Source organism: bacterium, assembly GCA_029210965.1.
GTDB lineage: Bacteria > BMS3Abin14 > BMS3Abin14 > BMS3Abin14 > BMS3Abin14 > JALHUC01.
Genome location: JARGFZ010000017.1, coordinates 23000 through 46300 on the forward strand (window position 1 = coordinate 23000; position 23301 = coordinate 46300).

The window sequence follows — 23301 nt, forward strand, 5'->3', positions numbered from 1 at the left end:
TGTTATATCGGGACCTGCGCAGGAGGAAGATATTAGTATAAGTATAAGTAGAAGTAGAAGGAGAAGTTGGAGAAAAAACGACGATATTGGAGGCCGACGGTCCTTAGTAAAGGCACATCGACTCCCATCACGATGAGAACCAATTATGTGATCAACTACCTTCATCATGCCTTTTAAGCCTTTGCACGAGTTGTGCCGTTACCCACCTCCAGCCAGGCAAATATAGTGGCTATGCGGGAGTTTACGGTAAAGGGGAGGGAGAGACAAGGTATCCAGGTATCCAGGTATCTAGGTGACTAGGTGTGTAAGTAAAAGCTGGAACCTGAAACGTGGAACCTGAGCAGACCGAGCGAACCTGAGGTTTGACAGCGACGAGCACTTGAGACTCCCACAGAAGGCTGGCGTCATTCCGGAAATCACGCCAACAGCGTGATTGTCCGGAATCCAGTGGCACAGGTCTTATAAAAGCGACTGGACTCCGGGTCAGGGCCCGGAATGACCCGTCTTCGCTTTGGGGCGTCGCTTACGGCTTCCGTCGCCGCCTTAGGCTATGACGTGACAAGGTGCCCTCACTAGTCAGCTATGGCGTGACAAGTCGCCGTGGCAAGCTGCGGTGAAAAAGCATAATCCTTGATCCGTAAAACCTGGACTCCTAAACATTTTAATACCGCTCATTCCCCCGAATTTAGCCTTACCCTGCGTAACCCTGCTTGCCGAGGCGTAGCTTCAGCGAAGACTGGCGGTACGGCCTTCAAATGGCCGTTCTGCGGTCCTCTGCGTTAAAAAAAACGTTGCATTTAATAGTAACCGGGATTGCTTCGGCCATATCTTTGGCCTCGCAATAACAGGCTATTTATCTTCCGGTTTTGGATTCGCCTTTCTCAGTGTCCTCATTTTCCTCTGTGGTGAAAAACATTGATTTTATAGCGACTGGATTCCGGGTCTCGGCTCCGCTTCGCCCGGAATGACGGAAGAAGAAGTACCTGGTTCGATTTTCCTGCCGCTTAAGCCTTCCTTCCGTCTTCGTTCTTCGAACTTCGCCGCGACAAGCTGCGTCCGAAGCCTGTCACGCCATCCGTCTTAGCTGAAGCTACGCCGTGACAAGCAGGCGTGACGGCCTCTGCGTTAAAAACAAAAAAATGGCTCCTCAGCGTTGGGGGTCGCCGAGGAGCCGGCTCGGTTAGACCGAGCTTGGGGGTGCATCTCCGATCACGACAAGCGCGATCAGAGTTGGGGGATGCTAATGAAAATATACCTCTTTTTTCCGCTTTGCAATCTTCTTCTTTACCCGCGTGCTCAAGTAACGGTCGCCGGCTGCCTTTTGAACTCCCTTGATGTATTCTTCCCTGCTGACAGACTGCACCACCTTGACTCCTGTGCTGCTATTCTTGCCTTTGACCCTCGGCACTCTAGCTGCGATACTGAACATATCTACCGGATTTTCACCCCTGAAGTAACGAACAGTCTCAAGAGATTTCCCGGATCCAACATGCCCATTTTCCAGGATCAATTTAAAGTACATCCTAAACACCTTTCTGCATTAAGTGTAGCACAATCAGACATATGCAGAGCTCGTGCCAATGGATGAACCTTTTGTCAAAGAGCTGTAAACGGCCTTAACTTAAACGATTTTATAAATTTTGCAAGATGTAAAACACCATAATTCCTCATGGATGGTGAATTATTTGCATGCGCACCAGACCACATATGCGCATTAATTGCCCACCTTTAAGAATCCTGGAAGGTTTTTCACATTCAAAATCCGGTAGTCTCCTGTGATGAACAAAAAGACTACTGGATTTTAAATTCTTTGAGCTTATATTGAAGTGTCCTTCGGCTGATTCCGAGAAGTTTGGCAGATTCTGTCCTGTTGCCCCCTGTCATTTCCAGGGTACTCAGGATCGCTTCACGCTCAAGATCGCTCAGGGGCCGCCCGGGGATAATTCCGGAGGATGGAGCGCTCCCCTCCTCCGTGATATGGCCGGGGAGGTCACCGGGTTGAATAACATCTCCTCTGGCCATAATGACAGCACGCTCAACCACGTTTTCAAGCTCTCTCACATTTCCTTTCCATTTGTTTCTCACCAGAAGATCCATGGCCTGAGGGGAGAACCCCCTGATCAGCTTACCGTTTCGTTCCGCAATTACGGAAAGGAAGTGATCAGCCAGAAGCGGGATATCCTCCCTTCGCTCCCGAAGAGGGGGAAGGGTAACCGGAACCACGTTCAACCGATAGAAAAGATCCTCCCTGAAACGCTTCTCCCTGACCTCATCCTCAAGATCCCGGTTGGTAGCGACGATAAGGCGAACATCCGAAGATATGGTCTCGGTGCCGCCAACCCTCTCGAAGGATCTGGACTGGATCACCCGCAGCAGCTTGGCCTGCAGGAGCAGGCTCATCTCAGCGATCTCGTCCAGAAACAGTGTACCCCCATCGGCCAGTTTGAACCTGCCCTCGCGCCTTGCAACGGCTCCCGTAAAGGACCCCTTTTCGTGACCGAACAGCTCGCTTTCCAGCAGGGTCTCCGGAAGCGCCGCGCAGTTCACCTTCACAAGGGGACCTTTTTTTCGGGGACTGTTAAGATGTACGGCATCGGCCACAAGTTCCTTGCCTGTGCCGCTCTCTCCCAGAATCAGAACGGTGGCCTCCGTAGGCGCAACCATACGAAGCGTATCGAAAAGTTCCAGGATCCTGGAACTTTTCCCGATGATCTGAGTGGCCTCAAAGGCCCCCGTCACCTGAGCTTTTAAGGATTCGTTTTCGGCCACCAGGTGGGAAAACTGCAGCGTTTTTTCTACCTGGACCTTAAGTTCTCCAAGATCGATGGGTTTGGTGAGATAGTTAAGGGCTCCTGAACGCATTGCGTCCACTGCGGTATCTACACTTGCGTAGGCCGTAACGATGAGAACCTGAACCGCAGAAGATATATCCTTGATCCGTTTGAGAGCCTCCAGCCCATTCATGCCACCCATATTCATGTCCATGATGACAAGTTGGTAGAAACCGTCCTCCACCTTCTGGACTGCCTCTTCCCCGCTGGAGGCGGTTTCAACGGCATACCCCTCATCGGTAAGGACAAGGTGAAGAAGGTCTCGCTGGGAGGCCTCATCGTCCACCACAAGGATCCGGTTGTTTTTATTGTTGGTCATAAATGAGATTCCATATTTCAAATTCCAGATGTTTATTCGTGAAGAGTTAACAGTGAACTGTGAACAGTTTTTTGTCCAATTCACGATTCACGATTCACAGTTTGCAGACTTATCCCTTCGTTTGTGCTCTTTCCCCGATACGCCGTTACAGGTTTTTCCTGTCCCCTGTATCCCCTTCATCCCTGTTAGAAAAACGAATCTCAAATCTCATCCGCCGTCGCTAACGCCCGCCGACCAGCTATGGCGGACAGGGATCTCAAATCTCAAAAACCCGGGATCGCTTCCGTCTTCGTTATACCTGCGGCATAACTTCGCCGCGACAGGTCACATGGTTAAGTTCCAATCACCCCCACCTCAATCCTCCCCCCTCAATAGGGGGAGGAAGAGTTCGGAAAGGGGACTATTTTAGGGTTCGCGATGACTGCGTGTATTTCTAAGATTCTCGCTCCACGCACGCACGCTCCACGCACGTACGAGATCTTTCCCCCACTCGCCCCCTCCAGTTCTTACTCCGTTTCCCTGCGTCCCCGCCTGCCCTTCTCCTGCGTTCTGTGTTCTGCGTTCTGCATTCTGGAAATCAGCTATCAGCTGATTCCCCACCCGGGAATCGTACAACAAAGCTCGCCCCGGCACCTGGAGATGATTCTACCCGTATTTCCGCCCCATGGTCCAGCACGATCCTGTGGACAATGGCAAGACCGAGGCCTGTTCCCGACTCCCGGGTCGTATAAAACGGTTCAAAGATACTTTCCTGCTTCTCCTCCGGAATGCCCGGCCCGGTATCAGATACTTTAAGGAAAGGGCGCGTTCCATACACACCAGCCTGTATAGTCAGAACACCCCCTTCAGGCATCGCCTGCAGGGCATTGAGCAACAGGTTCAGAAGAAGCTGCTTCAGAGTATCGGCATGGCCCATGACCACGACCTGGGTTTCAGGGAGTTCCTCAACCACGGTTACTCCCTGGCTGGATGTTTCCCTTGCGATAAGGGCGTGAGTCGAGCGTACTATCTCGCACAGGTCCAACGGTTTTAATTCCGGTTCCCGGGGACGGCTGAAATCAAGAAGTTCGGTGATGACCCTGTTGAGCCGATCCACCTCTTTAACGATGACATCAAGGGCCCTGCCTTCAGAGGTATCTGAATCAAATTTGCCTTTCAGATGCTGACTGTACCCGCTGATAGAGTTCAAGGGGTTGCGGATCTCATGGGCCATCCCGGCAATGAGTCTCCCGAGGGCTGCCAACCTCTCAGACCTTCTCACCTCTGCCTGAAGGCCCTTTACCTCGCCCATGTCCCTGAGGAAAAGGACCATCCCGTTGGCGCCTTCCTGGACTCTGACAGGGATCATGGACGCTCTCAAGTGGCTCCTGTCTGAACTGCCGGGAGGCACTTCAATATCATAGAAAGAGGTGTTGCTCTCAAGAAGCCCTGTTAACTGATCCCACTCTTCCCCGACAAACAGGTGCCGCCAGTGCTTCCCGATGTAATCCCTGGCCCTGACATTGAGTATTGTCTCTGCTTCAGGATTGATCGATCTGAGGATACCTGCGGGATCCACATTAATGAACCCTTCGGCCATACCCTCGATAACATCCAGAGTGTACTGTCTGAAATCAGCCAGGGCACTACGGGTCGAATAATAACCCTGCACGAGGATCAGGAAATAAAATCCGATGGTACCCAGGAGCAGAATGAGAAAACCGTTTAGAAGGGCCTGCCTCATTCCCTCTGCCACAGCATCATCCAGATCTCCGGTCGCCATAGCTATGAGTACAATGTTTGAAGAGTCTTCAACAGGTGTATCTGACTCCTCATTTATCCCGGGAATGGATGGTATCTCCAACATGCGTAAATGGACCCAGGCGCTGTCCATGGGATGATATTTTCCAACATATAGGAAAACTGATCCCAGATCCCCGAAATTTTCCACTGCGGAAGTATGATCCAGGTCCCCGAGCCTCTGGCGCATCTCCTGCACAGACAATCTGGGCTCCTCACTTTGAAAACCGGGGCTTGCAGCCAGCAGATCATCCCGATTGCCATATACAGCGATAAAGAGAACCTCTTCGGTCTGGGCCGTGTCGCTGATAAACCGGTTTAGTTGCTGCCCTCTTTCCCCCATCATGGCGCTGATACGGCTGGCGGACGCAATGGACCTCACCATTGTTCTTGCTTGACCTTTTTTAAGATCAAGAAGCAGCTGTTTTTCTCTCTCAAGAGTCTGGCGGCCCAATGAGGCAAGGATCACTGTCAGGAGAAGTATGATCGATAACAGAAGAATAGCTGGTATAAATCTGGCAGCTGCAAGGTTTTCACCAGGTCTCATAAATTTGACTTTCCGTGTAATTTGGCAATAGCTGTTGTGCTGCCTTTGGCAGCCTTCCCACGGATTATAGCAAATTTACTGTCAGAGATTGTCAGTAAGAATGGCAGGCTTCGCAGCCCTTTTCAGGAAGCAGATATTCGCTGTCGGTTGCGTGGGGACTGTGGCATGAGGAACAGGTCGTTTCGCCCTCTTCCGTTAATTTTATCCCCGGGAACGTGTTCGTGGGAACGGTGCCGACAGGATGGCGATGCTCCTCCATTTCTAACTCATCATGGCAGATAAAGCACAGGTCATTCCCCGAGTCACGAAGAAAGAATTTTGGGTTCATGCTCGAGTGGGGATCGTGACAGCCTGAGCATAAACCTTCTTCAAAGGGTTTGTGCTGACTGGCCAGGTAGGTCAACTCCCTAACATTCTGGTGACACAGCAGGCACATCTGCCCCTGAGGCAACCGCAGCAGATACTTCTCATTGGTGCCGTGGGGACTGTGACAAATTGTGCAGACACCAGCAGCCAAAGGACCGTGGATATAGTCCTGGGCGAATTCAGATCTTTTTTCTTCATGGCACCCGTAGCAGAGTTCCGATCCGGTAGAAACCAGATCGTATCTTTCCGGTTGACTGGCAAAATCGTGGCACGGGGCGCAACCACCCACCGTGATGGGCCCGTGTACATAGTTTTTCTGGGACAGTTCCTGGTGGCATTCCAGGCAGGTCTGGGTGATCATCATAAAGTTCCCACCGGAAGATTCAGCCGGTGTCACTTCATGGCACTCGGAACAGTTCTTCTCGTTTTCCTCCAGGTGAAAATGGTACATGGGGAAGGGAACCTTGAACCCCTGCCCGACCTTGGGATCTCGGAAAACGACCAACGCCTGGCTGATCTTGCTCCCGTCATCCCGGGGCAGACTGACCTCGATAAAGTTGCTCCCAAGGGACACGGGAGTGCGGAAATAGAAGATGGGCCGCTTCGTGACCAGTTCCTGCCTGCTTCCCCCATTGAGAGTCAGCTGGACCCTGGTACCGGTCTTTTTTACCTCACCGACAACATAGAAGGAATCCTGCTGTGTCTTGGTAAAGTTTGTCGGGAAGAGGATCGATAGAGGCCTTTCCTGGGTCGACAGGATGCCGGCTAATTCAGAGGAACTTTTGTCAAGGGCAAGTTTCTGGGCATATTCAATGATCGATCCCAACTCGGATTCCTGATATCCGATCATCTTCCTAAGGATCTTACCTTCCTTGTTGATAATAATAATGGACGGTAAAGTCGCCACACCATAGGTGCGGCTGATATTAAGCGCCTCGTCGATAACTACAGGGAAATTGACCACATCCCGATAGCCCCGATAGAACCTTTTCACCCTGAACACACCGTAGATGTCCAGGTTGATACCGATAACTTTGAGCTTGTTTTCCGGCTGCCTCTTCTGAAGATCTGCAAGGTTGGTAATGGATTTGACACAGGAAGAGCAGTAGATAGATCCGAATTTGAGGACAATGACCTGTTTTCCAAGAAGGGGAGCGATATCTACAGGTTTGCCAAAAAGGTCAACACCGGTGAAAGCCGTTGCATCATCACCTTCTTCAAGACCCGCCCCGAAAGATGGGACAACGAAGGCAAGAAGCAGAAGCGCAAGAACAGATAGTATAACAGCTATGCGGACGGAGCCTGAGCTTTTAGATGTTGACTCTGACAAGTTGCCCCCGGGCCTTTTACAGGGTCGCAAAAAGTCCCTTATCGACTTTTTGCTCCACGGAAAGTGAAAACTGTCATTTTCCCTTTCCTCACAAATCAATGACTCACCCTGTACACGATAAAGACAGTCATTGATCTGGGCGCCCCCTCGGGGCGGGTTTATGACTTTTTGCGAAGTCATCAACCTTTAACTCACAGCATCTGCTTTATGACTTTTTCCAACTCCTCCTCAGACGCACGACCGACCTTGGCAAACTTCACCACACCGTTCCCATCGATAATGTAAACCGTGGGTGTACCTGCAACACCGTAAGGATCCGAGACCTTGAACGACTCGTCAGGGTTAAGTTCATCAATTAGCGGCAGGAAACCAAAATCCTCCTGTTTTACAAAAGCGGATATGGCATCCTTCATGGGGGAACCATCAATGGACACCCCCACAAACGAGATCCCTTTGGGTTTGTATACTTTAGAGAGGCTCTGGATGACCGGGAGTTCAGCCTTGCACGGTTCACAGAAAATGGACCAGAAGAATATCAGTACACCCTTTCCTGATTCGAGGGTTGCCTGCATGTTGAAGCTGGTACCTGAGATATCACCAACCTCAAAATCAGGGACCTGGTCACCAACCTTGAGCATTTCAATGCCGCTGATCATAGGTATGGGAGTCAGATCCTCCTGAGCGAAAACCGATCCAACACCTACAGTAACGAATGAAAACATCAGCAGGATGACCAGGATTTTCGGAAAGACCCGGGAAATTAATGAACGCCTCATCTAACGCCTCCTCAATTCACTTCCATTGGTAATCTGTATACACGATTCCGCTTGATATCGGAGATGTAAATATTATTGTTCTCGTCCACAGCCAACCCCCGGGGTTGACTCATTTGCATTGAATCACTGGCCAGCAGGTAAACGTTAAAGCTGCGTGGTTCCATCCTTACCAATCTACCAAGACCTGCATCAAGAATAAAGAGATTGTTGTCCTTACTCGCCTCTAACTTCAACAAATTTGTCCCATTTTCCAGAATCCGGGGGGGTATGGGGATGATCTCCCTGAAATCGCCATCCCGTTGAAATTTGAGCAGCGCTTTCTTTCCCATATCAAGGACATAAATGATCCCGGTCAACTCATCCGAGAAGGTGATGGAAATGGGATCATCAAAATCCTTGTCCCCCCGTCCCCTCTTTCCCCACTCTTCTACGAAGGCACCCTTCCGGTGAAACTTAAGCACCTTGCATCTTGCCCTGTCGAGCACATAAACATATCCCAAAGAATCAACGGTAAGGTCCACCGGCTTGTCAAGAGTCCCTTTTCGGGTTCCCGATTCGCCAAAGGAGTTCAGGAACTCCCCCTTCAGATCGTACCTCTTTACCTCGCCCTCATCCCCATCCAGGACAACGAGAAAGTCCTCATCGTAGCTCATGGCCATGGCAACAGGTTCGTCAAACCCCTCTTTTGATGATTCCCGCAGGTTCCACTTCCTCAGGAAATCACCATCCTCATCCATGACCTGGATCCTGTAGTTCCCGGCGTCCAGGATGAAAAGATCTCCATCCTTGTTAGCGGACAGGTCCATGGGATCATCAAAATAGAGTCGCCCTGTCCCAAAACGACCGGTCTCCAGATCTATTTCAAGGGGGAAGGAATCGTTAATAATGAGCAGTCTTTCCTGACTTTGAGCCAAAAAGCCCGGCATCGGGATAAGCAACAGACACAAGGTGAGCATGCATGCCCTGAAAAGCCTACTTGCCCCGAGACCTCTGCATGAATACCCGGCCGCCCGCACGGGTGAGTCAGAAGTCTGCCGACCTGACAACACTACTTGCTCTCAGTCTTGTCATCTTCCAGAAGCATCTCCTCAAGCCGCCTCTTCTCTGCCTCAGCGGCAGCCTGAAGCTTGGCTGATTCCTCTGATTTGATCCTCTCCAGCTCCGCCTCCCGTCGATCGTTGATCTCTCTGTCCATGCTCTTGAGAAGACCCACAATGACTTCCCTGGCGACTTCAAGATCGGTAGGTCCCTCATTCAGACCCAGTGCGCGGGACATAGTGAAGCTGGCCCTCCTGGAACCGTTACCGATCCAGACCGGCTTGCCTGTCTGCGTATCCATGAGAGTCAGGGTGATGGAGACCTGCATAGCCGGTGCATCACCCTCGCCCGGACCCCAGGCGTGGATATCACCGAAGAGGACGACCTGGGCACCGGTCTCGGAACCCATCTTCTGGACAGTTTCAAGATCAAGATCCTCTATTTTTCTGAGTTTCAAGGCCTTGAGAACGCTGCCAACATAGTGCGGGTCCTCCACCAGTTCAAAGGTACCCCGGATATTCAGCTCAGCGACAGTGATACTCAGCGCATGCTCCTCGGCACCCTTGATCCCGCCGATATTTGTGAAGGGCAGGACGGCGACCTTCTTCATCCCGAGATACTGCCTCTTGCTTTCACTGGGTTTGCTGACCTGCCTGATCTCGGGTGCGCCGGCACAACCGGCCAGCGAACCCACAAACGCAGCTAAAATGAACAATACGGTAAGACGGGCGGCTTTCATTGTCATCTTTTCCTCCTGATACGAATGCGATTCCCCGATTTAATCACATCAGAATTCCATTGTAAATTCGGCCTCATAGGTGCGTATTACATCCTTGGGCCCTTCAAAAACCATCTCTTTTATTACCTTGAAGACGAGAGAGGAATTATTCCCGCGCCACTCCAGGTTGGTTTCAAAATCATCGGAATCTTCAGCATCACCGCTGTACTCAAAATTATATTCAACGTCGAAAAAGATCCTGGGGGTTAATTCCCGGATGGCGCCAATGGTGAAATCGTGGTCCCAGAAATCAGCATCATCGGTGTCGTAGTTGATGGTCGTTGTAGCACTATGGACGAAATTGAACTCCCATGAGGATGTGATATAGTCGATGTCGAGATCAGAATCCAGCTCCAGCTCCCGGGTCAGGTTGCCATCTTCCCGGTTCCATGAATAGACTGTCTCGATCTCCCAGCTGATGTTCCGGGGCATAACAAACACATAAAGAAAATCCAGTTCCAGATTGAAGATATCTGATTCGATGCTGGCGGAATAATCCTTTTCAGTGGATATCTCCAGTAATGGAGTAAAGGTCAGGTTGGGAACATCAAGAAGCTCGCCATCGAAAACACCCTCTATTTTAAAGGTATTATCCGACCCGGTCTCTGTTCCGTTGTCTTTGGTGCTGGACCAGTTGTAAGAGGTGTCCAGTGTGATCTTCTCGTTGGGCGTGAGAGTCACACTCAGGTCAAATTCCTGCCCAACGCTTTTATTGTCGTTGGCAGGGGTAACATCATCTTTCAGGTCATCAATGGTGTAATCATATTTAATGGAATAGTCCGCGTATTTGTAGGGAGTGCCAGCCAGTTCGATGGTGAACTCAAAATTGTCCTCGAGGGTATCCTCTATGGGAGAAGACACAGTGCTGCGCCCCAGATCAATGGTTTCCGTTAAAGTTCCAAGATCTATCAGGGTCTGAATGTACTCGGCCGTAAAGGTTATTTCATCATCTTCAACACTTTCCACAAAATCCCTGTCCCTGGTGATCTCCAGGTCGGAAGTAAAGTCAGGGAAGGTGTCGAGGGTAAATTTCAACGCCGCGGCAAAATCATGTTCCTTTTCTTCGAGCAGCAGCGTGCCTGCGTTGTTTCGGGTCTCTTCATTGCGGCCGGACAACCCTGACTGAAAATCAACTTTGAAGGTCGGTGTCATCGCCTGGTTATAGTTGAAGTTAAAATCCCACTCGTGAGAGGAGATATCGTTGTTGTCAAACAACCGATCGTCCGTATCATCCTCTATCCAGGACATATCCACGTCGAAGAATTCAGAAAAAGAATAATCGGAACTTACGTCAAGTTTACGCTCAACCTTGTCCTCCAGGTTGTCCTGGGTATCTACAAGCCGTTGCAGCTGTGCTTTTAGCGGCGGCAGGTACAAAGGAGACAGGTCCAGATCCAGCCCAAACTCCAGGGCGTCCTTCCTGGGTGTGTTGAATTCATTGGAATAATCAATGGTGTCCTGCACAAGGAAATTCAGGTCCCAGACCAGGCCGGTCAGATCCAGCTCAAAGGAGGGTGTGACATGTTTCTCATCCACGTCGAGGGACCTGATAATATCCTCCATCTCAAGATCGAAGGTCACCTGGACCGCCAGGCGGCTGCTGTACGTCTCCGCCCAATCAAGGGTGTAAACCTGGTTATAGGTATCCACGACGTTCCAATCACCTGGAATATATGTCTGCTCACTCTCAAAGGAGTTATCTATGGAAAAGGAAGGAGCGTCTGCCATAAGTGACCCATCCGGTATCATGATGATCATCGGAATAAGAATCGCTATGAGGACGGTGACCCATCGTCGATCTAATGTTGACGTCCTCAAGCGGCCAGGCTCCTTTCGACCACTGTTAATGATAAAATCACCTTGGGTATAACAAAACCGGGTCTAGATCGTCTTATGTAAGAATATTCTGCACAGGTTTGTTCTGCAAATGCTATTCCTAACAACAGGCTACGTGAAACTCGGGTAACCTACCATATCTTTTGAGGTTTTTCTACCAAATCGATAGTGATAAGATTCACCAAGCCCCTTAAAGTGCTAAATCCCGCAACTATCTGAAAAAAAGCGTTTAATAACGCCACCCACCATTGTCCCCGCTGACCGCAAACTTAAACACCAATGCCCTAATTAACCGAAATCCGGGATTGATTTTGATCGGCCTCCGGTCGGGGCGTTTGCGGGGCCGTTTTTGCCGTCGGCGGGCACCGGTCGACCCGGATACAACCCTGATCAGCAAAGGCGCTCAGCGGCTGTCGCCGGGGCCGAAGCGATCCCGGTTACAATAAAGGCGATGTTTTCACCACGGAGTTATTGAGGACACAGAGAAAGTCTAAATCTCAGGAAAGCGCGGTTGCTATAATTGCGATTTATTTTCACCACTGAGCTCAATGAGAACACTGAGGAAACCTTAAATCTCGGTTATGGCACGGTTACTATAAAGGCGATTTTTTTAAACACAGAGCGAAGGTGGATCATCGCGAACCCTATTAAAGTTCCCTTCCAAATTCTTCCTCCCCCTATTGAGGGGGGAGGATTGAGGTGGGGGTGATTGAACTTACCCATGTGAAGCGATCCCGGTTACTATAATAAGCTATATTGTTTTAACGCAGAGGTCGCGAAAGACGCAGAGGGAGGCTTAATCTCGGTTAAAGCGCGGTTGCTATAAGGACGATGTTTTCACCACAGAGGCATCACGCCGTTGGCGTGACTCAGGGTAGTCTGAGAAAATCACCGGCTTATTAAAACAGCGGTTTCTATAAATGCGATCAAAGCTTTAACGCAGAGGGCCGCAGAGGAAGTGACATGAAACCATCGCAGAGTTACGCAGGTTAAACCTGGAATCTGGAGGAAGAGCGGTATCCAGGCACCTAGATATCTTAGTGTCTAAGTCTCCAGGTTTTACGGATTACGGATCACGGATTATGTTTTTTTACCACAGGGTTCACAGGGTGACACAGGGTGAAACCTTTGATCTTGGGGTAAGCACAGTTTCTATTTCTATAAGAAGCGATGTTTTTTACCGCAGCGTACGCAGCGCGGCCATTGGTAGGCCGCATCGCAGGGTTATTACTTCATCGCCGGGATCACTGGCCCTTTTAAATCACGAATCACTATTTACCAGAGCTCGCCAGGCATCGGTCTCCCTGGTGAGCGACAATGAAGAAAAAACCTCTGGAAAAATGACCCTCGTATTTGCAGACAAAAAAAAGAGCCCGTCAGGGCTCTTTTTCACACTACTGACAGCGGCTTACGCCGCTATTAACTTACTTCCAATTTCAGGTCTCTCGTTTCAGATGCAGTCCGAAACAGCAGATGAAACAGCGACTGGCGTCTCAGTTCCTGGTTTTGGGTTCCGGAATATGCAACTTTAGCAAGGATGAACGGATGAAGATCCGACGACCTTCGGTGCGATATAGCGCTTTTTCATGGTTTAATCCTCCAGGTTAAGTGCTAATTTCAAATCTCATATTTCAGATCTCAGAAAAAACCTACTTCTGTCATCGCGAACCCTTATTCGTGTGAAGCGATCCCGGGTCGAGACTGCTTCGCACGATATCAGCTCGCAGTGACAGACGTTTCCCTTATTCAGGTTGTTCAATAATGTACCCTAACGTATCGCCGTATTCTACCCTGTCGCGCTCTTCTGCTACAAAGGTGGAAACTGTTCCGTCCCTCGGAGCAACAACAGTATAAGAGTTATCGCTGCGGTCTTCAAGCACCACGAGATCCTGGCCTTCAACAACCTCATCCCCTGCCTTGACCAACCACTCGATGACCTCCAGGCGCCCCGGGTCGTCCTCAAGTCCGTACAGGAATATGGCACCTTCAGCTGCCGAGAGCTCCTCGGCCGTCGGCTCGCGGGAAATGACCGTGCCGCGAACCGTGACCAGGCCGGGTTTATCGCCGGCGGTAAAGGTAACCGAGGCATTACCCTTTTCATCGGTTGCTACGCTCGGAGAGCTTACGGTCCCTTCTCCCACAGAAATGTCGTACAGCACATCGACATTTCTGTTGGGGTTTTTATTGGTATCAGTTACTTTCGCCATTACGGTACTCTGTCCGCCGGTTACGACCTCGCCCGGGTCAGCCGCGAGCTCGATGACAGCCGGGGCGTCGGGGCGAAGCTCGATGGGGACGATGGCGACCATACCCGAGGTCAGGTCCCGCACCTCCACCTGTACCTGGCCCATGAGAGTACCCGCTATGTAGTCGGCATAGGCGCGGCCCCTGGAATCCGTCTTGCCCTGGACCTCACGGATGGAGCCGTTATCGCCCAGGAGCGTAAAGCGCACGTGGTGTCCGGACAAAGGTTTGCCCGAGGCGTCCTTCACGACAGCTGTGATCCGGCTGCGGCTCCGCCCGTCGGCGGTCAGCCAGTCCCGGGAGAGGGACACGTCCATGGACCCTGTCACCGAAAGGGCGCTTACCTTCGGTTCGGTGACAACGATATCAACTGTCCCGTTGATGAAGGAACGCACCCAGCCCACACCCACGTCCCCGGAAACCATGTCCTTGGCGCTGACAAGTATGGTTTTGGCGGCAAAACCGCTTATATATTGAGCGGTTACCTCCCCGAAGGAATCGGTGACCCCGCCCCAGTCCACGTCGATGGTCCCGCCAACCTGGTCTTCAAAGGACCCGCCGCCCACCGTCCCGGTGTACTCGTCGGTGGTGGAGAGGGTCAGCTTCAATCCATGGTTGGGGACGGCTTTACCGTTGGCGTTAATAGCCTTGACGGTCAGACCTGCCCTGCTTGAGCGATCAGCCGGTATAAGGTCGTTGCTGGGCTGGACTGTTATCAGGGTCCGGCTGTCGATGGTAACCTTCCGGGCTGAGGGAAGGGGTTCAGCCGCATATCCGAACCGATTCGAAAACCGGCCTACAACCTGGGTCTCTTGCAGGAACAGGCCGGGCGGCACAGTAAAGGTGCCCGTGTAGCTACCAGGAGCATCGGCATCTTCCACCATGGGTATACCGGTAAGTGATCCTCCGATGTCAAAAGAAGCCACACCACCTGGTTCGGCTCTTAGCCAGAACTTCAGAGCATCACCGGAAACCAGCTTCCCAGAGTATCCTACTACATCAAAGGCGTTGTGACCGACGGCCTCGATGGTCGGTCTTCTAGGGTCGACAACGTCATTATAGACCTTCACGTCCCTGATGATCGACGTCATCATATTCCATGCCTGATCAGGACCACTCAGGGTCGATCCGAAAACCAGGAAAGCGGAGCGACCGACCATATTCGGGATTGTTGAGACACCCTTTATCTCCGCGTTGAGTCTCTTACCATTGAGGAAAATGGAGTTTTCCGTCGGCGTCGGGCCCCAAGTGAACAGAAAATGTACTGTCTCACCCATCCCGATGTATGGAATGATAAGCCTGGTACTGAGAAGACCCTGGTAGGCTGGGAGGTCCCAGACTCGCTTCATCATCCAGACGCTCTCGTCGTTTTGTGCCGTTGACACCTGTAATTCGGGTCTGTCCCCGTTCCAGTAGAAACTCACATCGAAAATCTGGTTGAAGGTTTCGTCAACGAAGGTGAAGATCGTTTCATCGTCCTTTTTGTTGGCCCTTTCGAGGAGGACCTCGATCGTGCCGCGTCTGAGGTCCAGGGAGGTGATATCGTAGGCAAAATAGTTGACGGCCCCGTTGTCCCTCGTATCCCCCCCAACAAAACTAGCCCATCCCCCATCACCAGCCAGCTGGATCGCAACGCCGCCTCGCACAAGGGTGGCCTGAGGTGTTCCTTCAAAGGATTCCGAGAGCACCTCAAGCGGGGCGGCGCAGATACTGTCGACAGACCAGATGGAAAACAGGGCAAGGAACGCCGCGGTTGTCATCGCCTGAGCAACCCGGAGGAAATATTTTATGGACGTCTTTTTCATCTTGACCTCTTCGGCACGCTCATGACAATTAATACGTATCGCCACCTAATTGGTTACTACCAAGGAGTTACCCGGTTCCAACCCCCATCGCTGCCGGTTCCGGGTGTTCCATCGCTGTCCAGCCTGTGGCAGTTGACCGCGGAACTCCAGTCGGACATCTCCCGGTCAATGGTGACGCCCGTTTCGGCGGACCCCAGGTCGCTTGGCGGCCCAATCCTGGTGTCATCCCAGGTGTTGTGGCTCACATCCAGACAGTTGGTGATCATGAGCCTCGGCAGCCTTGAGGCGTGGGGGTTGTGGCACTTGGAGCAGGGGAAGTTGTGATAGTTGTCCTGGGTCGTCGAACTATCCACTGTCAGGTTCCAGGCATCTGCACCGAGCCCCTCTACCTTAGCTTGTCCCGTATCCACTAACGGTGGAACCGCGCCTGGTGCCACAGCGACCAGGGGGTACCATGTTGGTTTATTACCCGCAGCCTGTCCCCTGATCCACAAACCCTCACCGGTGGACTGTTGGCCTTTCTCGTTCAGGTTCCCCACGATGGTGGAATCCCAGTTTCTGCCGGTTGTATTCAGGACAGGCACCGGACGACCACCAATCCCGTCTCCAAAGATATTCCTGGCACTGTATTCCGTTCCCGCCCCGGGAATGGAGCCCCCCTTGACAGCGTTGGCGTGGCCGTTGTAGCCGCTCACCCAATCCGAGCCTGCGCTGCCGAACTCATTGATGGAGTTGATCTCCGTATCGGCCCAACTCCCATTGCCTCCCCCGTGGCAGTACTCGCATAGTCCTCCGAAATCATCAACTGTCCAAGAGGAAGTTGGGCTCCCGCTGTTCTGGTCAATCCAGTAGCCACCCTTGGTCGTAGAAGTATCGTGGACCGGGCGGGCCCTTGGAACATTGCCGAAATCCACGATCTCAACGAATTCGTTGCCGCTCTGGGGCGCACCGTCCTCGTTGAAGGGGTTGCCTCGCCAGCGGCCCCTCAGGTACGGCTCCCCGTCGGGATCCATAGTGGTCGTGATGACAGAACTCCTGTTCCGGGCCGTGTTGTGGACGTCGTGGCAGTAGGAGCAGCGGATGTTGGATACTGAGTCCGTTCCCGAGACACCCACTGAACTATCAGCTGAATGAGTGGACTGGACCGTGCTGTTCTTGTAGGAGAAGTTCGCGCTGGACCACAGCGCCCCCACCCAGTTGACCTGGTTCAGGGAACCGTAATCGAAGGTGATGGAACCGGTGACGACGCTGACGTTCGTCCCCCACTCCGAAACATCACCGCTCCCCCACAATCCGTCGTTGTTCTGGTCGTGGCATCCCCAGCAGATCTGGGCCTCTGTGGTGCCTGCGGTCGCATCTCCACCCAGGACGAACCCATAATTGGTACCGTCAGGCTGGTGGGAATACGTCACTCCAACGGCCGGGTAGTTACGGATAACCACCACTCCCGTGTCACCGCTTTTAGAGTGTGTGCCTCCCTTCAGGTTACCCGGATGGCATGATTCACAGGCCTGAGGACTTCCCCCGGTCACGGTGGCAAGGTGGGAACTGTTCGTCCCGACGCCGGCAGACGGATTTGATGCTCCGTGGCAGCTGGTACAGCTCAAAGCAGGCCCTGTGACCGGGTTGACCGTCCAACCGGAATCCTCCATGGCGATGGGAGTTCCACCGACATGGCAGTTGCTGGAGCAGTCCCAGTTGGTCTGGCTGTACCCCATGGCGTCGTTCATATCGATCTGATCGTTGCCGTGCCAGGTGTTGGCCCAGGCGGCGCTGTTGTAGGGAGAGTCGGCGTAAACGTGGCAGATGTTGCACGTGGTTCCGTCTGCAGCCGTGTCGGCATGGTTACCGAGGACCTCGGAACCACCCGTACCATTATAGTTGAAGTTGTGGGAAACGCTGCCGTCGCCAGTGTCGGCCGCGGCACCAAAGGTCCATGCCTGGCCCACAAAACCGCCGTGGCAGTTGGCGCACTCGCTGCCGTCGCTGTTGGCCGCCGAGGTGTCCCACATGCGGGACCAGGATCCCACTTCACCCGGGCCGTCGTGGCAGCCGGTGGCGCCCACTTCATTCACCCCACCGGTGTTGGAACAGCTGCCGGGAGAGCCATCTGAATAATCGTCATAAAGGCCCCGGCTTTCGGTGTTCGCTGCCTGGTCGGCCTGCCAGGTACCGTTGATGTGGGTGGCCTGTCCCGCGGCGATAGTGGTGTGACATACCTCGCATCGGCTTGCGGGACTCAGGGCCTCGGCGTGCCTTATCCCCGAAACTGTCGGTGTGATGGTATGCAGACCGCTGGTCGGAGTGTAGATGCCCGCGATCCAGGACCCACTGTGACAGTTCAGGCAATCCAGATCCGTGGGCAAATCAAGCCAGTCGCCGTAGGAGGCCGGGACCACGTCGTGGCAGGCGTTGGCGCAATCCGGGGCCGTATAGCTGGTGAGGCTGTTGCCGTAGTTGGGCGTCCCGCTCCAGTGGGCCGTGTCGCCCAAGGGCGGGTTGTTCGCGTTGGCCCCGTGGCAGGAGGCGCAGTCGTTGGGCACGTAGGTGTTGCTGGCCACATGGGTTCCGTGCCGGCCGCTGCCCGGATGGGCGTTGACCAGGGTACCAGTATCGTTCCCGTTGTAGTGACACGTCGTACAGTCAGAAGTTCCACCTCCGTTAAACCAGGTGTCCGGGGTGGTCCGGTTGTAGTGACAATCCACTCCTGCACAGGTCTTGGAGGAGGCAATGGCAGCATCGGTATCGGTTGTAATGGGAGCACCGGCCGTGGTGTCCCACATGGGGTTCATATCGCCCACGTCGGCGGGAATGACGTTGTCCCAGTGGTCAGAACCACCCACGCCGTTGGCGTCGTTGTGGCAGTACTCGCACATGTGCCGCTGTTCGGCGTCGTTAGTCGTGTAGACGGCGGGGGTTGCGTCGTATGCGAGCTTCGCTTCGAGGGCGTCGATGTGGGCCGCGTGGCTCCCCCTGCGGTCCGGGTAGTCGGTGGTCTGGACCGAGGCGATCTCCGGCCAGTACAGGCCGCTGACTCCATGACAACCGTCGCATCCCACGGGAGGCACGTCGCCTGAGACCGTATCGGCCGTCCATGAAGTCTGACCGAAATCGTAGGCAGTACCGGGGCCGCCGTGACACTGCGGGCATCCGGAGCGGCCCGCCGCCCGTGTCCAGGCGGTCCCGTTGACGTTCATGCTGATGAGGGCGTTGCCGTGGTTGCTCGTCTCCGCCGCGTTCTGATCCCAGTCGTTGGTGGACGAAGTAAATGCATAATTGGGGGTGGCATCACCGATGGCGTGGCAGTCGGTGCACTCGTAGGTCAAAAGGCCGGTGTTGGCGTGAGTGCCGTTGCCCTTGGTGGAGGGCGCCGTGGCGTGCATGGTCCCCGTGGTCCAGCCCACCGTGAAGTCACCATGGCAGCCGGCGCACTCGGTGCCGTCGGTCTGGTCGGCGCTCTCGTGCCACAAACGCGTCCAGGACTCGCCCACCAACTGCTCCAAATGGCACCCGGCGATGGAGGGTGAACAGGTGGGTGTGGCGGCATCGGCGAACCCGACGCCGGCCGTCAGCGCAACCGCCGTCGTGGCGGTGCTGTTAATAGTGGAGTTGTCCACACCGTTGAGGTGCCGGGTGGAGGGAGGCGTCGGGTGACAGGTCTGGCAGTCGCCTGTGAGCGCACCGCTGCTGTATGCGAAGCTCTCGTCGTGGGCGGCAGCCGACACCTTCGGTGTCTCATCGTGCAGGCCTGAAACAGGGTTGGCGATATTGCCGGCGAAACCGCCAGCGGTGTGGCACATGACGCAGTCGGCGCTGCCGGACTGGTACCACTGATAGACTCCGGAGGTGGACTTGTTGTTGTGGCAGTCCACGTCGTTGCAGGTCCCGGCGTCGGTTCCTGCCACAAAGGCAGCGTTGGTCTCGGAAGGCGTCTCGGTGGCGGTGTCCCAGATCGCCTTGGCGTAGCCGGCGGGGAACACTTCGGCCCGCGTCGCGCTAGTGTGGTCCGAATCGCCCACCTGGTGACAGTAGCGGCACATGGTCTTCTGCTGGCCGTCGTTGGTCGTGGTCGGACTGTACCCAAGGGCCGCGGCGATCTCCTGCCTGTGGAGGGGGTGCCGCCCCGCGTTGTTGGGGGTGGTGCCCCCATCGTCGGCGCTGGAGGTGTCCGAGGGCCAGGAGGAGCCTGATGCCCCGTGGCACTGGTCGCACCCGGTGGCAGCCCAGGAGTACTCCCCGCCCTGGTGTTTGTGGCAGTTCTCGCAGCCTGATTTCAGGCCGGTGCCTCCTCCGTGAGGGGCCGGGTTGGTCCCGGAAGTGGACATGATCTGGTTCACGGAAAGGGGATGGCAATCCGCGCTGTCACAGGCCCAGTTGGTAAAGCCGCTGGACTGGGCGCTGTTGTACCAGTCTCCCGAGTTGGCGTAGGAAAGGGTCACGGTGGGTGAGGCGATGGGAGCCTGCTGGCGCATCATTCTGATATTGGAACCCACACCGTAACCGTGGGGATCGTGGCAGTCCAGGCACCCCACAGGATAGGAACCGCTGGTGGAGGGAGCGTGCTCCAGGTAACCGTCGTGGCAGCTGGAACTGACGCAGATGGACAGGCGGGATTTGGCCGGGGTGGAGAAACCGCTGGGAGTATTGTCCAGGACGAAGGTGAGCCGACCGGCCGAATCCCCCACGGAAGGGGTCCCGTCGGCCTGGAAGTGTGGGATGGACGAATCGTGGCAGTTCAGGCAGTTGAGCCCGATACCAACCTGGCCGTGGCCGTCGGTGGCAAAATCACTGCTTGATCTTGGCAGGGGGCTGGAGGCGCCTCCGTCGTCAAAAACATGGCAGGAGCCGCAGTTGTCCCTGGCGATGGGAGTTGAAGTTCCCCACGTGACCGCGGTAATGAGATCGGTGTTGCTTCTGGCGTTGTGCACCGCGTGGCATCCGGAGCCAGTGGCGGTTTCGTTGAGACATCCGGCTATCTGGGAAGCGGTAAAGAAGTTGGAACCGTTCTCAAGGGACACCACAGGGTTGTTGTACTGGTGGTAGACCTGGCCCGCGTCGAAGCCGGTACCTGTTGTGTTGTCGTGGCACTGTTTGGTGCAGAAGGTGTTGTTCAGTGAGTTGAGGGGAGACACAGAGGCTGCCGTGGAAGCGTTCATATAGGTGTTGCGATAGTCCAGGTTCCCCGGCTCCGGTGTCCATCCCACTGCAGCCACGTTCTGGTTGTGGACGTTGGGGCTTAAGGTTGTCCCGGGAGCGGAACCGCCGGCAACGTAGCTCACAACGCTCACATCGTGGCAATCGATGCAATCCAGGGTTGCGTCGGCCCCGGCGGTGTTGGATGTGTAGGGGGCCACCGGGTGCTTGGAGATGGAAACGGCCGTGAAGTCTTCCTTGACGCCGATCATGTTCTCCCGGACTGTCCGGGGGGCATCATCATGGCAGTAGATACACGGCAGCGGGCTGCCTGTACTCCAGCCGCCATTGATGATCTCCGTCATGGCATCCCCGCCCCGTATCAGGCGGGAATTAAGCACCGCGTCGGCAATGGAGCCGCCTACGATGTGACAGTCGTAACATTGGGAGTCCTGCAGCTTGTGACCCGCAAACAAAGTTCCCGGGGCCGAGAGGCCAAGGAGAACAAGGATCAGCAGGCACACGCCTAATGTGCTCTCAAAAGAGGCATTCCGGTATCGACTCATCTTATCGGGCTCCAAAGTTCAATTCATCGCTCATTAACGACTCCATTGTTATTACGGCCTCTCTTAACTCAAAGTTACATAGAAACAAGGGCTTTTGCCCATTATTTTAAACTTTTAATTTTGCCATTTATGCCCATAGGGCTATTGACAGTACTACTGAACCCCTGGTTCAAGGCAAAATATAGGTTCCCGCTCCCATAGTCACAGCCCGAAGCTTCCCCTGCTCCGGGACAAGGCGCGTGACGGGAAAGTTGATATAGCCCACTTTCTGCCACCGCGTACCGTCCCAACTGAAAACCCCTTTGTTGGTCCCTATGTAAGGGGTCTTGTCGAGAAGGGCGACCTGGGTGGCGATAACCCTTTCAGGACGGTTTGCAAGCTCAGCGGCCTTCCCTCCCCCGGTGGCCATCATCACCCTGCCGTTGGCAATGGCGAGAAGAACACCATCCTGGGCCGAGAAGTCCGTTATTCGCCCTTTAAAACCGGGCACAGGGGTAAAATCGCTGTTTCCCTGGGCCTTAAACACTCCGGCCTGTGTGGCGACCCAGTAAGTATCATTCTGGCGAACTAAAGAGACTACAGGGAACCGGCCCACTCCGCTATCCCGCCTCTTCCAGTTCGGTTCCTCACCGATCTCGGTCCAAACAAGACCGTTCTCAGTCCCGGCCAGAACACCGCCATCGTAAAGTGCCAGTCCCTTGATGGTGTTGGAGGTGCCCAGGCGAATATTCCAGCTCCTCCAGGTTTTTCCATTATCCTTGCTGACAAAGACACCGGCGCCGTTGGAACCCAGAAGGATACGACCATCTTCCAAAGGAAGGAACACATTTACAGCAGCTCCCAGCTCCACCGGGGTCACATCCTCCCAAACCTTTCCGGCGCTGGAGGAAAAGTAAACCCCTCCCTGGGTACCTAACAATCGGTTCCCTGAGACAACGAGGGATGCGTTCACCGAGGAAAGGTTGGCGGGCAGGCCAATGGGGATATAGCGGTCCCCCTCCAGCTTGACCAACCCCTTACCTCTGAGAATAAGGAAATCGCCGTAGGGAGTGGATACCGAATCCAGAGGGATGAAACTTGGGGAATACTGGCCCACCGGGGACCAGCTGCTGCCCTGGCTGTTGCCCAGGTTCAGTTCGGTTGCGGGCCGTGATGCCAGGAATCCATTCCTGGCAAACCCGAGAAAAGCAATAGGGTCTCCCGGGGCGCTCTTTAACTTGCTGAATTTGTTATCTTTTTTAGCAAGAAAGATGCCCTCTCCGGGCAGCGCCATGAGGACCTCGCCGTCAGACACCGATGCCACCGTGGGACGGGATTCATCAGGAAGCCCCTTTTTGAGAAGCTCGTACCGATCTTTCTCCTGCCTGTACACACCCCGCCGGGTCACCACGACAGGCTTCCCGTTTGTGTAACCGATGGCGATGACCTCGCGGGCAGCGGGGTTTGACCAGAACGGGTCAGTGACAGGCTCCCAGGTCACGCCCTTGTCCCGTGAGCGGATGAGCCCCTGACCGGAACTGGCCAGAATTTCCTTATCCTCCGGGTGGATGGCGATGTAACGGATGCCGGAAACAATGCGGCCGTAAGGGTCCTTCGGGGGGTTGACTTCCTGGAATAAACCTCCGTCAACAGACCGGAAGATGGTTCCTGGATCTGAGGTAACCACCACGAGGCTTTCCCCGATACCCAGCCCGGTAAGCCTGACAGCTCTGTCGGTAAACCCGGCGGGACTCCACTCCTCCCCGTCAGCGGACCAGAAAAGCTCGGAATTGGAGAGGACACCCACTCCGTATTTCTGGGAATAACTCAAGGCAACGAGATCAGCCCCTTGCTGAGGGCTGGCCGACACCGTGAACGGCATCATGACAACCGCGACAACAAGCAGTAGAATAAAATTGCGCAGCATCGTATAAATCTTCATATCCCTTTCCTCGTTTCAGTAGTCAGTAGTCA

At 54.1% G+C, this 23301-nt stretch carries 12 protein-coding genes; 1 reads left to right on the plus strand and 11 read right to left on the minus strand.

Annotated elements, in window-relative coordinates:
* Nucleotides 1-1240: 1240 nt before the first annotated feature.
* The 8 genes from P1S59_08370 to P1S59_08405 form a co-directional block, all read right to left on the minus strand.
* Nucleotides 1241-1522: a hypothetical protein gene (locus P1S59_08370; GenBank protein MDF1526266.1), complete on the minus strand. Its 282-nt coding sequence runs from the start codon at nt 1520-1522 to the stop codon at nt 1241-1243.
* Nucleotides 1523-1791: 269 nt separating this feature from the next.
* Nucleotides 1792-3150, minus strand: a complete 1359-nt coding sequence (locus P1S59_08375) for a sigma-54 dependent transcriptional regulator (GenBank protein MDF1526267.1) — start codon at nt 3148-3150, stop codon at nt 1792-1794.
* Nucleotides 3151-3727: 577 nt separating this feature from the next.
* Entirely contained in the window at nt 3728-5476 is a 1749-nt protein-coding gene (locus P1S59_08380) for an ATP-binding protein (protein ID MDF1526268.1), read from the minus strand.
* A gap of 91 nt (nt 5477-5567) precedes the next feature.
* Complete coding sequence (locus tag P1S59_08385; protein ID MDF1526269.1) at nt 5568-7172, minus strand: cytochrome c3 family protein; 1605 nt, start codon at nt 7170-7172, stop codon at nt 5568-5570.
* Between the two features lie 191 nt (nt 7173-7363).
* Nucleotides 7364-7948 (minus strand): TlpA disulfide reductase family protein, encoded by a 585-nt coding sequence (locus P1S59_08390; GenBank protein MDF1526270.1) that lies wholly within the window; start codon nt 7946-7948, stop codon nt 7364-7366.
* A gap of 11 nt (nt 7949-7959) precedes the next feature.
* Nucleotides 7960-8874, minus strand: a complete 915-nt coding sequence (locus P1S59_08395) for an NHL repeat-containing protein (GenBank protein MDF1526271.1) — start codon at nt 8872-8874, stop codon at nt 7960-7962.
* 122 nt (nt 8875-8996) lie between these two features.
* Entirely contained in the window at nt 8997-9731 is a 735-nt protein-coding gene (locus tag P1S59_08400) for a hypothetical protein (GenBank protein MDF1526272.1), read from the minus strand.
* 42 nt (nt 9732-9773) lie between these two features.
* Nucleotides 9774-11492, minus strand: coding sequence for a hypothetical protein (locus tag P1S59_08405; GenBank protein ID MDF1526273.1), 1719 nt, complete (start codon nt 11490-11492; stop codon nt 9774-9776).
* Nucleotides 11493-12682: 1190 nt separating this feature from the next.
* Between P1S59_08405 and P1S59_08410 the strand changes: the two genes are divergently transcribed.
* Nucleotides 12683-13132 (plus strand): hypothetical protein, encoded by a 450-nt coding sequence (locus P1S59_08410; GenBank protein MDF1526274.1) that lies wholly within the window; start codon nt 12683-12685, stop codon nt 13130-13132.
* Between the two features lie 210 nt (nt 13133-13342).
* On the opposite strand, the gene P1S59_08415 is transcribed toward P1S59_08410, so the two are convergent.
* The 3 genes from P1S59_08415 to P1S59_08425 all read right to left on the minus strand — a co-directional run bounded on the left by P1S59_08415 (nt 13343) and on the right by P1S59_08425 (nt 23269).
* A complete protein-coding gene (locus P1S59_08415) occupies nt 13343-15649 on the minus strand; it encodes an Ig-like domain-containing protein (protein MDF1526275.1) in 2307 nt (768 codons plus the stop codon).
* Nucleotides 15650-15705: 56 nt separating this feature from the next.
* A complete protein-coding gene (locus tag P1S59_08420; protein ID MDF1526276.1) occupies nt 15706-21348 on the minus strand; it encodes a hypothetical protein in 5643 nt (1880 codons plus the stop codon).
* A 169-nt stretch (nt 21349-21517) separates the two neighbouring features.
* Entirely contained in the window at nt 21518-23269 is a 1752-nt protein-coding gene (locus P1S59_08425; protein ID MDF1526277.1) for a hypothetical protein, read from the minus strand.
* Nucleotides 23270-23301: the final 32 nt, after the last annotated feature.